This window comes from Lyngbya sp. CCY1209 (assembly GCF_055795065.1).
On record NZ_JAYFER010000544.1, the window covers coordinates 1 to 10,517 of the forward strand.

Annotated in this window: 12 protein-coding genes and 1 tRNA gene; 4 read left to right on the forward strand and 9 right to left on the reverse strand. The window is 57.1% G+C overall.

Features of this window, described 5'->3' with window-relative positions:
• Window positions 1-208: 208 nt before the first annotated feature.
• The 4 genes from AC0QHF_RS18630 to AC0QHF_RS18645 all read right to left on the reverse strand — a co-directional run bounded on the left by AC0QHF_RS18630 (window position 209) and on the right by AC0QHF_RS18645 (window position 3,638).
• Complete coding sequence (locus AC0QHF_RS18630; protein WP_324705740.1) at window positions 209-1,633, reverse strand: cation:proton antiporter; 1,425 nt, start codon at window positions 1,631-1,633, stop codon at window positions 209-211.
• Window positions 1,634-1,817: 184 nt separating this feature from the next.
• Window positions 1,818-2,627 (reverse strand): carbon-nitrogen hydrolase family protein, encoded by an 810-nt coding sequence (locus AC0QHF_RS18635; protein WP_324705741.1) that lies wholly within the window; start codon window positions 2,625-2,627, stop codon window positions 1,818-1,820.
• Window positions 2,628-2,868: 241 nt separating this feature from the next.
• A complete protein-coding gene (psaJ, locus tag AC0QHF_RS18640; RefSeq protein ID WP_324705742.1) occupies window positions 2,869-2,985 on the reverse strand; it encodes a photosystem I reaction center subunit IX in 117 nt (38 codons plus the stop codon).
• 164 nt (window positions 2,986-3,149) lie between these two features.
• Complete coding sequence (locus tag AC0QHF_RS18645) at window positions 3,150-3,638, reverse strand: Photosystem I reaction center subunit III (RefSeq protein WP_324705743.1); 489 nt, start codon at window positions 3,636-3,638, stop codon at window positions 3,150-3,152.
• Between the two features lie 359 nt (window positions 3,639-3,997).
• Between AC0QHF_RS18645 and tsaD the strand changes: the two genes are divergently transcribed.
• Window positions 3,998-5,035, forward strand: coding sequence for a tRNA (adenosine(37)-N6)-threonylcarbamoyltransferase complex transferase subunit TsaD (tsaD, locus tag AC0QHF_RS18650; RefSeq protein WP_324705744.1), 1,038 nt, complete (start codon window positions 3,998-4,000; stop codon window positions 5,033-5,035).
• Between the two features lie 272 nt (window positions 5,036-5,307).
• Here the strand turns inward: tsaD and AC0QHF_RS18655 are convergent, their stop codons facing one another.
• The 3 genes from AC0QHF_RS18655 to AC0QHF_RS18665 form a co-directional block, all read right to left on the reverse strand.
• Window positions 5,308-5,676: an endonuclease domain-containing protein gene (locus tag AC0QHF_RS18655; RefSeq protein ID WP_324705745.1), complete on the reverse strand. Its 369-nt coding sequence runs from the start codon at window positions 5,674-5,676 to the stop codon at window positions 5,308-5,310.
• Between the two features lie 255 nt (window positions 5,677-5,931).
• Entirely contained in the window at window positions 5,932-6,093 is a 162-nt protein-coding gene (locus tag AC0QHF_RS18660; protein ID WP_324705746.1) for a hypothetical protein, read from the reverse strand.
• A gap of 255 nt (window positions 6,094-6,348) precedes the next feature.
• Window positions 6,349-7,188: a calcium-binding protein gene (locus AC0QHF_RS18665; RefSeq protein WP_324705747.1), complete on the reverse strand. Its 840-nt coding sequence runs from the start codon at window positions 7,186-7,188 to the stop codon at window positions 6,349-6,351.
• 133 nt (window positions 7,189-7,321) lie between these two features.
• Here AC0QHF_RS18665 and AC0QHF_RS18670 point away from each other — a divergent pair, with 133 nt between their 5' ends.
• Window positions 7,322-7,813, forward strand: coding sequence for a GNAT family N-acetyltransferase (locus tag AC0QHF_RS18670; RefSeq protein WP_324705748.1), 492 nt, complete (start codon window positions 7,322-7,324; stop codon window positions 7,811-7,813).
• Here the strand turns inward: AC0QHF_RS18670 and AC0QHF_RS18675 are convergent.
• Window positions 7,801-8,652, reverse strand: coding sequence for an alpha/beta fold hydrolase (locus tag AC0QHF_RS18675; protein WP_324705749.1), 852 nt, complete (start codon window positions 8,650-8,652; stop codon window positions 7,801-7,803). The two genes, AC0QHF_RS18670 and AC0QHF_RS18675, sit on opposite strands and share 13 nt — an antisense overlap.
• A gap of 240 nt (window positions 8,653-8,892) precedes the next feature.
• On the reverse strand, window positions 8,893-9,618 hold the full coding sequence (locus tag AC0QHF_RS18680) for a hypothetical protein (RefSeq protein ID WP_324705750.1): 726 nt from the start codon (window positions 9,616-9,618) through the stop codon (window positions 8,893-8,895).
• 73 nt (window positions 9,619-9,691) lie between these two features.
• Between AC0QHF_RS18680 and AC0QHF_RS18685 the strand changes: the two genes are divergently transcribed.
• Both AC0QHF_RS18685 and AC0QHF_RS18690 read left to right on the forward strand, forming a co-directional pair.
• Complete coding sequence (locus tag AC0QHF_RS18685) at window positions 9,692-10,240, forward strand: GNAT family N-acetyltransferase (RefSeq protein ID WP_324705751.1); 549 nt, start codon at window positions 9,692-9,694, stop codon at window positions 10,238-10,240.
• A gap of 152 nt (window positions 10,241-10,392) precedes the next feature.
• A tRNA-Pro gene (locus tag AC0QHF_RS18690) sits at window positions 10,393-10,466 on the forward strand.
• Window positions 10,467-10,517: the final 51 nt, after the last annotated feature.

The window sequence follows — 10,517 nt, forward strand, 5'->3', positions numbered from 1 at the left end:
CCAGTTAAGGCTTAAGCTGGTCAGCTACCTGAAGGGGAGGGCACGAAGCCCCCGTGCTTCAGCCGGGGGTGCTGACTCGTGCCGAGCCACATTCGCACTGCATCCGTCATTGTATCCGACCCGACCCCCACCGGAAAAGAAAAAAAGCCCGGTATTATCGAACCGGGCGGCCAACAGAACTTCAGAATCCTTTAAACATTGGCGGACTTCACGCCGGGGTATCCGGTTCCGCCGCTTCGGGTTCCTCGTCCCGAAACACGACCCGCAGCAGCGGCGGCGCCAAAAAGGTGGTGAGAATCACCATCAAAATGATCGCCACGTCCAGGGAAGGGGACAGGGCGCCGCTCTCCGAACCGACGGAGGCGAAGACCAGACCGACCTCGCCCCGGGGAATCATCCCCACGCCGATCGCGACCCGGTTGATATTCTCCACCCCGAACACGCTGAAGCCGGAGATCAATTTCCCGAGAATCGCCACCACGATCAGAAACGACGCGATCACCAGTCCGGCCCGGTTTTCCGGAACGGCGGGATTGAGGACCGACAAATTAGTTTTCGTCCCCACCGTCACGAAAAAGATCGGCACCAGCACGTCAGAAATGGGCTTGGTGAGCTCTTCGAGCTCCTTGCCCGGTTCCGTCTCGTCGAGGACCAAACCCGCCGCGAACGCCCCCAGAATTGCCTCCAGGCCGATCGCCGCCGCGACGTAGGCCAACAGCAGGGCCAAGATAAACGCCGGAATCACGATCCGGCCCCGAGTTTGGAACTGTTCGGCCAGGGCCACGAACGTATCGTTAAAGAAGCGTCCCAGCAGGATCGCCCCCACCAGGAACACGCTGGCACTAATAATCAGAAAGATGATATTGGTGACATCCACCTCGCCGGTTTTAGCCAAACTCGCCACCACCGCCAGCACGATGATCCCCAGGACGTCATCCATCACCGCCGCCCCGAGGATGATCTGACCTTCTTTGGAGGACAGGCGGCCGATTTCCGCCAGGACTCGGGACGTGATCCCGATACTCGTTGCCGTCAGGGCGGCGCCGGCAAAGATGGCCGGGATGGGGGCAACGTGAAAGACCGCGATCAGTCCGACGGTGCCCGCCACAAAGGGCGCCACCACCCCCACGATCGCCACCACCAGGGACTGAACCCCCACTTCCAGAAGTTGGCGGATGTTCGATTCCAAGCCAATTTCAAACAGCAGGACAATCACGCCCAATTCCGCCAAAATGGAGACGACCTCGCTCTGCACCTCGAACGTCGGTTCCGCAACGCTCGGGTCCAAACCCGCCGTCGCCGACAAAACCAGCATGATCAGGGAGTTGTCGGCATTGCCCCCCGTCTCCGGAAACACCACCAGGTTGAAGGCCGAGACGCCGATGACCACACCGCCGACCAGTTCCCCCAGAACCGGCGGAAATCCCAACCAGTTGAAGAATTCCCCGCCGACTTTGCTGGCGGTGTAGATGGCGACCAGACTCAGGAGGACCGCCAACAGCACCATCGTCCCGTCCGCTTCGGCGGCTTCGGCGGCTTTCTCGGCCACGGTTGCCAACACGGAAGGGAATTGCACTCCCCACGATAAAAAGATATCAGCCGGAACCATCATCCCGGCAAGTGATTGAACCATCCATTCCCCACAACTCATCCTGTCTACTTTATCGAAAAGTGCGATCGACACGGCGGGGGAAGATTGGATTTTAGATTTTAGATTTTAGATTTTAGATTTCCCTTTGGGGCGGAAGTATGGGAGTCAGAAATCAGGAGTGAGAAATTTCACCCTACACCCTACACCCTACACCCTACACCCCAATTCAAAACACCCGGTGTTTCAGGGAGGGCATCTGGCGGCGGACCTGTTGTAGGCGGGAGGGTTCGATATCCGCGATCGCCACCCCCGGCTTATCTCCCGCGTCGGCCAAAACCATGCCCCAGGGGTCGATAATCATCGCGTGGCCGTGGGTGTGGCGGCGTCCGTAGTGACATCCCGTCTGGGCCGGGGCGATGATGTAGCAGGTATTTTCGATCGCCCGGGCCTTCAGCAACACTTCCCAATGGTCCTTCCCGGTGTAGGCGGTGAAGGCGGCGGGGACAAATAAAACCTCCGCCCCCTGTTTGGATAAATGGCGGTACAACTCGGGAAACCGCACGTCGTAGCACACCGACAGGCCCAACTGCCCGAACTCTTCCGAGGCGTAAATAGGGGGAAATACCGTCCCGGCCCTCACCGTGGTGGACTCGCAGTAAGTGTTGCCGTCGGGCAGGTCCACGTCAAATAAATGGACTTTCTCGTATCGGGCCAACTCCCGGCCGTTGGGATCGACCAACAGGGCTGTATTGCAAACCTTTCCATCTCCCTTCGGAACCGGAAACCCGCCGCCCAAAAGCGTTACTTGATATCGTTGGGCCGTGGTTTTCAAAAATTTTTCCGTCTCCCGGGCGATTTCTTCGCCTTGGGCGAGTTTATCTTCCTCTTCGCCCATAAATGAAAAATTCTCGGGCAAACCGATCAGGTCGGCCCCCTGATGGATGGCCAGTTCGATCAGGTCGCCCGCTTCCGCCAGATTTTTGTGCAAATCCGGCAGGCTGGTCATTTGGATGGCGGCGGCAGTGTAAGATTTCATCAATTCGGAAACGGTGGCGTGATGTGAGGGGTGTCGGGTTCAATTTGGGCAACCGCGGCGGGGGTTCGGCGATCGCCAAATCCCCAGATCTCAAGCATCGCGGGCGGTTGATTCGTGCTGATATCTGAAAGCTGAGAACTATCGCGACACGAAGTCGGGCCGACCGACTCGCCCGACCCGTCGAGATGGGTCGAGTTCGGCGATCGTTCCGACTCCGCGCCAATTTGCGATCGCCTAATCCCTAGAGGGGATGGAAGAGGAGATCGGGGAAAAAGCGGTTAAATTCGATCAGAATTCCGGCGGTGATGACCAGCCAGATCGCCGCCAAAACCGGGGCGCTAGACAAATATCTTTGCATGAATTGAGTCTCCTAATTGAAGTCAGAAACATCGGATCGGATGTCGGGGAAAGTTCCCCAAAAATCGACCGGAAAAAAGGTTGGAAACAGGTCTGCGAGATTCGCAACATTTCCCGAGGAGTTCGAGGTTGACTCCTCCATTCCCGGTGCGTGCACCTCCGCAATTAGCGGGGGGAAACGGTAATTTCGTCGTCTTTGGCAAACATTTCGCCCGTGGTCATTTCCTTGAGCGCCGCCAAAGGCCAGAGGAAGCCGCCGAGCATCAGTTGGACGGCTTTGGGAACGTCGATGATGATTTCTTTGTCGGTGGGTTTCTTGTCGGTTTGGGCGTACTGGAGATAGGAACGGCCGACCCAACCGATCCATCCGGCGATGTACAGGAACAGGATGCTGGGGATCAGGAAATCACCCGCGTGGGACAGGCTGCCGTCCACGATCAGGTGGGGCAGACCGTCGCTGCCGCAGAGTTCTTGGGAATAGCGATCGAATCGAGCCTGGGCCTGTTCCGGATTGGCGCTTTGGGACACGGACAGTTTAGCCCGCTGCTGAAATGCCGCAGATTCGGAGCAAGGGGTCAGGTTGTAGGCCGATGCCGCAGCAGTTCCGCCAAACCAGAGGCCGAGGGCGAGAACGAGAGCTAACAATCGTCGCATAGAATTGTTTCCTTTTGTTACAAAACAATAAGTTTTTTGTACAATCCGTTGGGATTAAGGACTTGGGAGCCATCTGACTCTGTTGACACTCCCTGCCCTAAAGGGACGGGGATTCTTGCTTCATCGGGAGCTGGAGTTTTACGACTTCCGGGTCGTAGCCTAGCCCTCCACAAGCTTTCACGGTCTGCCCAACCGCGAGTTGTTTTGAATGCACTTTACCGTTTTGGGTACTCTAGCACCAAATCGCCCTCAAAGGCTTGCCCTGAGCAAAGTCGAAGGGGCGAGGCTTCAGACCCAATTTTTGGTAAAGTTTAAGCTACTCAGGTGTAGCCCAACCTATCAATAGAATTTATCAGCCAATGGCAACGGTTTTAGCAATTGAAACAAGTTGTGACGAAACTGGCGCGGCAATTGTAAAGAATCGTAACGTTTGCAGCAATGTCGTCGCCTCCCAAATCGCCGTCCACCGCCCCTATGGGGGGGTGGTGCCGGAAGTGGCCTCGCGCCAACACCTGGAAACCCTGAACCCGCTGATCGATCGCGCCCTGGAAGAGGCGGGATTGGGCTGGCCCAATATTGACGCGATCGCGGCAACCTGCGCCCCGGGGTTGGTGGGGGCGCTGCTGGTGGGCCTGACGGCCGCGAAAAGTTTGGCGATCGTCCACAACAAACCGTTTTTGGGTGTCCACCACCTGGAAGGCCACATTTACGCCTCCTACCTCAGCGAACCGGACTTGCACCCCCCCTTCCTCTGCCTGCTGGTTTCCGGGGGCCACACCAGCCTGATCCGGGTTCTGGACTGCGGCCAATACGAAACCCTCGGCCGGACCCGGGACGACGCGGCGGGGGAGGCCTTCGACAAGGTGGCCCGCCTGTTGAATCTGGGCTATCCCGGCGGCCCGGTCATCGATCGCCTCGCCAAAGACGGAGATCCCCAGGCCTTCCCCCTCCCCGAGGGCCGCATCTCTCTACCCGGCGGCGGCTTCCACCCCTACGACTCCAGCTTCAGCGGCTTGAAGACAGCCGTTTTGCGCCTGGTGGACAAATTGAACCAAAATGGCGCGGAACTGCCCCTAGCGGACCTGGCAGCCAGCTTTCAGGACACGGTTGCCCGGGGGTTAACCAAGCGTGCGATCGCCTGCGCCCGAGATTGCGGCTTGGACACCATCGCCGTGGGGGGAGGGGTGGCCGCGAACAGTCGCCTCCGCCATCTATTGCAGGAAGCTGCCGCCGAACACAATTTGCGCGTCTTGTTTCCGCCGATGAAATACTGTACCGACAACGCGGCGATGATCGCCTGTGCCGCCGCCGAACATTTCGATCGCCGTCACGTTTCGCCCCTGACCCTGGGCGCCCATTCCCGGATGGCGATCGGCGATGTGATGGAATTGTATTGATAGTGGAGGCTTGAGATACTCGCCCTCACCCCCAACCCCTCTCCCAATTCTGGGCGAGGGGAGCCCGTTCTCCAGTTCCCCCCTATCTCCCCCCTTACAAAGGGGGGTTGGGGGGGATGGGGGCTAGGGGGGCGCGAACGCTCGGGCCCTCACCCCCAGCCCCTCTCCCAATCCTGGGCGAGGGGAGCCCATTTTCCGGTTCCCCCCAGAATTGGGAGCCCATTTTCCGGTTCCCCCCAGAATTGGGGGGGCTAGGGGGGCTTGAGACACTTTCACTTCGATGCAGCTTCGACAATACGAGAAAGAACTGCTGGCAAATTATTCAAAACTTCTTGGTTGCTAAACCTCAACACTTGATAACCGAACACTTCGAGTTGCTCTGTCCGAGCTTCATCATAATCTTTTTGCTGAGTATGAATTTCTCCATCCACTTCGATCGCCAACTTGCATGACGCACAGTAAAAGTCAACAATGAAGCGTCCGATCGGATGCTGGCAACGAAATTTCAGTCCGGCTAATTGACGACGACGCAGGGCTTGCCATAATTTCGCTTCGGCTGGTGTCAACTGTTTTCGCAGGTCACGAGCCGCTTGTTCAATTTCCCGAGTCGTACCCCGAATTCTAGAAGTATTTTTTGCCATGAATTGAGTGGGTTTACACTTAATTCCAAAGTATCCTATTTTCATTCTTTTATCTCAGATATTCTCGCCCTCACCCCCAGCCCCTCTCCCAATTCTGGGCGAGGGGAGCCCGTTCTCCAGTTCCCCCCTATCTCCCCCCTTACTCCCCCCTTTCAAAGGGGGGCTGGGGGGGATGGGGGTTGGGGGGGATGGGGGCTAGGGGTGCGCGAGCGCTCTGGAAGGCGATCGCGCACCCGTTCCCCCAACTGTCCCACCTCACCCCGCAACACGCCGGACAGGTTGACGGATTCCGCTTTCAAACGCTGGAACGTAGGTAGCATCAAACACTTCTTTTGTCAAGCTTTCGCTGACCGTTTCGCAGGCTTTTTTTCCCATCAAAACCGCGATCGCCGCCAGACCCCATTCGATCGGTTCCATTTCCGTTTTCTCCTGATTTAACCGGATTTTCTCCAGCATAGCCAAAAAAATCCGGTCTGTCACCCGTTTCTGAGCTTCTTGAATTACATCCTATAGCAATTGGAAATTATGGGCTCATTTTCTCGCCCCCAAACCCCCAATTCTGGGGGCTTTTATAAAATGGAAGTTTGCCGATTATTTCACACTGACACAGTTCAACTGCTGTCTTATTTACCATCTCCCAGAATTGGATAAGCGGCAGTTGGCGAGGATTTCTCACCTGATCGCACCCCAGATATCGTCAACTCCAATATTGTCAAAAAAGCCCAAAGCCGCCCCATTCACTCGATTTAAAATCAGAGTTCCGGGCGTTCTTCCGAGGGTGAAAGCGGTCGCGTCGATCGAATTAATTTCCAAGCCGCCGGACAGACGGATTCGGTCTTCTCCGACGATCAGATCGGGGATGCGATCGGCCGCTGCGGGGTCGGGATTTGTCGCAGTTGCAGATAGAATAAATACATCCGCACCCGCACCGCCGATCAAAGTATCCGAACCGCGATCGCCGCTCAAAATATCGTCGCCATCTCCCCCGTCGAGAATGTCGTGATCTCGACCGCCGAAAAGATTGTCATTTCCCCCGCCTCCGGAAATGCGATCGCTCCCCTGCAAACCCAGCAAAGTATCATCTCCGCTACCGCCAATTAAAGGGTCGTCGGCCGACGTTCCGATCGCTTCAATTGCAGCATCATTTCCCGAATCGGAAGAAGAGTGATCGCCGGGATATTGAACGAATGGAAATAGGGAATATTCCGTTTCTCCCAGCCCGGTGATTTCCCCCGTGGCGAGATCCACTTCAAAGGGTTCGTAGTCGGAAATGCCGACATCGGAGGGGCGATCGCCCGTGGGGGGGATCGCCTCCAGGGTGATGCCGCCGCCCGGGGCCGTCAGGGGGGTGACGTCCAAACCGTCGCGATCGAAAAATACCTCCCCCGTGACCGGATTGGCCAAAATGGGAGGAACCCCAATTCCCCCCGTCACCTGGGCGCGACTCGGCGGGTTGAGTCCGCCGATATTGACGGCGGCCCTGCCACCATCGTTGACGAATAAAACGGACATGGGTTCAAACTTGCCTTGAGGACTTTCTTTCAACTCTATATAAACTAAAATGTTCGATTGATTGAATTGGATGTGGCCTCGGATGGGTAGAAGCTGCCAATCAACCGCGTGGGGGGAATTTGAGAGAGAGTCGATGAACATTCGCGATGCACTGGAAACCGATTTGCCCGAAATTGTCGCCATCTACAATGCCGCCGTTCCCGGACGAATGGCGACGGCGGATTTAGAACCGATTTCGGTGGAGAGTCGTCTGACGTGGTACAAAGAATGTCAGTCTACCCGAAAGCCCTTGTGGGTGGTGGAAGAAGACGATCGCATCGTCGGGTGGTTGAGCTTTCAGACCTTCAAAAAACGCGCCGCCTACTCGGCCACGGCCGAATTGAGCATTTACATCCACACGGACTACCAGGGCCGGGGCATCGGCAAAAAACTCCTCGCAGAGGCGATCGGCCGGGGTCCGGATCTCGGTTGCGAAACCCTGCTGGCGTTAATTTTCGCCCACAATGACCCCAGCCTGAAACTGTTCGAGAGCTTCGGGTTCGAGCGCTGGGGGCACCTGCCCCGGGTGGCGGAACTCGACGGGGTGAAGCGGGATCTGGCGATCCTGGGGCTTCACTTGTGCTGACCGACGATTTTCGTCAGGCTCGCGGCGACCAAATCGGGATATTCGACCATCGCCAGGTGTCCGCAGTCGGGGAGTTCGATCACGTTTTCCTGTCCGTTCTGAAACAGTTCGTGGAAGCTGGCCAGGTGGCGGACGTAGCGGGGTTCCATGACCCGATCGCACGTTCCCGCCAAAAAATAAACGGGCTGTTGGAGTCGGGCGACCACCTGGGGGAGTCGGTGCACTTCGGCCTCCGTGGTGGAGTCCAGCAGGGCACCCAGGGCCGCTTCTGGGTGGGCGACCACAAAATCGACCAATCGCTGGCGGGCCCACTTTCGGGCGACGGGACGGGCCACCTGCGCCCGGGTAAAGAGCAGATCGAGGAGGGGGAGGTGGCACAGCCAGCGGGGGCGGAAGCGGACGATTTGTTCCCCGGCGGCCCGGAACCGTTCAAACTCTTCTTTCAGGTAAATGCCGCCGCCCGCATTGACGCAGATGACCCCCCGGACGCGATCGCCGAGTTTGTCCGCGGCCAGGAGTGCGATCGTCCCCCCCAGAGAATGCCCCACCAACCAGGCGCTCGAAATATTCAACCGGTCCAGCAACGTCCCCAGATCCTGGGCGTAAGATGCCGGAGTGTAGTCACAGCGGTGTAACTGGCCCCCAACCAACTGAGAATCGCCAAATCCCCGCAGGTCATAGCACAAGCACTGATACTGAGGCGCCAGGCGATCGATAACAGGTTGCCAGTAGCGACGACTCAAAAGCCAACCATGAACAAAAACGAGGACGTGGGGAGATTCCGTCGGGGCCGTCAGCTCGTAGACGTGCCTGACGTCCTGGATGTCAATCGTTCCCATACCTCCTATCCTACCCCGAATGGGGTACATCGGAAGGAGGAGAGGGGGCGGAGGGGGCGGAGGGGGCGGAGGAGGCGGAGGAAGCAAGTGATATCAGATCCAGTTTTTGAACCCTACAAACTCCCCAATCATCTAAAGATGATTTTCGCTTGTAGGGGCGCAAGGCTTGCGCCCTCGGGAATTGATTCCCAAGCGGTCTGGATGTTCCCCCCGCTCCCTGGAGCCCCCCCGCCCCAATTCTCAAAACCGCTCTCCCATCAACCGCTGTCGGATGCCTTCGGCGATTTTTTGGCCCAAATACTCCGGGATCAAACTCTCGTTCGGGCCGAGGAGGTAGAGAATCAGCCGCGTCCGGCCCCGCCACACCAGCAAGTTGGCGTTGACGACCAGCAGATCCTCCTGCCAGATCGCGTACATGACTTTGTAGAATAGACCGGGCTGGTTGTCCGCTTCGATCAACAGGGCGGGCAAGTGGAACACCGGATCGACGTAAAATTCGGTGGCCACATCCTCCAACCCCGCGTCCAGGTTGAACTCGACAGCCAACATCTCCTCCACCTCGAAATGGCCAGCCAAAGCCTCTCGCACGGCCCGACACACGTTGTCCGCCGTCTTGTCGGCCAGCGCCTTGCCCCCCCGAGACACCACCAGCTTGATAAAGACCAGCATCGGGGGGTAGATTTGCCCGTAGAGGCTGAGATTGTGGATGGTGAGTCCGTAGGCGGCCAGGACGCCGAAAATATCGCTCAACAGAAAGGACTGGTTGCGGTAGGCGAAGTGCAGGGCACTGCGACTCCCCTCGGGTTTGACCTCGATCACCGCCTGGGTCGTTTTGTAGATCTGGTAGGCCAATTTGAGATTTTGCAACTGGATCTCGCTGCTGACAAATTGCTCATAGAACTGTGGAAACGCTCGGTTGAAGCGCTTCAGCAAGTCCAGTGTCGATGATTTTAAACCCGGAGCCATAATTGAGGGGAAGGTACGGGAGATATACTATCTAGTACAGTCATTCAACGTCTACTACCTTAACCACGCCTGCATGGGATTTTGGAAAAACTTCTTTAGCGGTTCAGATTCTACCTCAATGTCCAAGACGGCGGAATATGAGGAATATGCTGTCGAGGGCAAGTCTTCTTCGTCCCAGGCCACCCGCAAATCAACCGGTCGGAATTCTCGCATTTTTTTCAGTACGGACCGGGACATCGACTTGTATGAGTTGGAAGAACTCTGTAACGCCGTGGGTTGGTCCCGCCGCCCCCTCCGAAAAGTCAAAAAGGCCATTCAGCACAGCTTTCTCGTCGTTTCCATGTGGCAAATGCGGGGAAACCAGCGACGCCTGATCGGATTTGCGCGGGCAACTTCCGATCACGCCTTCAACGCCACCCTATGGGATGTGGTGGTCCACCCGGATTTCCAGAGCAAGGGTTTGGGCAAAGCTCTGATGCGGTTCATCATCAAAAAGCTTCGCAGCGATGATATCAGTAATATCACCTTGTTCGCCGATCCCCACGTCGTCGATTTTTATCGAAACCTGGGATTTATCCCGGACCCGGAAGGCATCAAGGGAATGTTCTGGTATCCAGACTAGCCCATTTCTGTCTCGGACGGCAGGAATGAACTCGAAAGGCCCTGAGGCGATCGCTCCCCGGGAACTGCTCCCACTGGGCGTCTGAGATCAATTGTGCAATTTTTTCGCGGATCGGTGTGGGTTGGGGTATACTGAAAAGCGAAAGGACAAGCCGGGATGTAGCGCAGCTTGGTAGCGCGCCTGCTTTGGGAGCAGGATGCCGCAGGTTCAAATCCTGTCATCCCGATTGATATCAAACCCCGATTCTGTCGGACTTGGGACGGCTTCCTGAAGCTGA

Excerpts from the sequence above, each read along its gene's own strand:
- AC0QHF_RS18665 (WP_324705747.1), bottom strand. The coding sequence starts at position 7,188 with ATGTCCGTTTTATTCGTCAACGATGGTGGCAGGGCCGCCGTCAATATC.
- AC0QHF_RS18635 (WP_324705741.1), bottom strand. The coding sequence starts at position 2,627 with ATGAAATCTTACACTGCCGCCGCCATCCAAATGACCAGCCTGCCGGAT.
- tsaD (WP_324705744.1), top strand. The coding sequence starts at position 3,998 with ATGGCAACGGTTTTAGCAATTGAAACAAGTTGTGACGAAACTGGCGCG.
- AC0QHF_RS18630 (WP_324705740.1), bottom strand. The coding sequence starts at position 1,633 with ATGGTTCAATCACTTGCCGGGATGATGGTTCCGGCTGATATCTTTTTA.
- psaJ (WP_324705742.1), bottom strand. The coding sequence starts at position 2,985 with ATGCAAAGATATTTGTCTAGCGCCCCGGTTTTGGCGGCGATCTGGCTG.
- AC0QHF_RS18670 (WP_324705748.1), top strand. The coding sequence starts at position 7,322 with ATGAACATTCGCGATGCACTGGAAACCGATTTGCCCGAAATTGTCGCC.
- AC0QHF_RS18660 (WP_324705746.1), bottom strand. The coding sequence starts at position 6,093 with ATGGAACCGATCGAATGGGGTCTGGCGGCGATCGCGGTTTTGATGGGA.
- AC0QHF_RS18675 (WP_324705749.1), bottom strand. The coding sequence starts at position 8,652 with ATGGGAACGATTGACATCCAGGACGTCAGGCACGTCTACGAGCTGACG.
- AC0QHF_RS18655 (WP_324705745.1), bottom strand. The coding sequence starts at position 5,676 with ATGGCAAAAAATACTTCTAGAATTCGGGGTACGACTCGGGAAATTGAA.
- AC0QHF_RS18680 (WP_324705750.1), bottom strand. The coding sequence starts at position 9,618 with ATGGCTCCGGGTTTAAAATCATCGACACTGGACTTGCTGAAGCGCTTC.
- AC0QHF_RS18685 (WP_324705751.1), top strand. The coding sequence starts at position 9,692 with ATGGGATTTTGGAAAAACTTCTTTAGCGGTTCAGATTCTACCTCAATG.
- AC0QHF_RS18645 (WP_324705743.1), bottom strand. The coding sequence starts at position 3,638 with ATGCGACGATTGTTAGCTCTCGTTCTCGCCCTCGGCCTCTGGTTTGGC.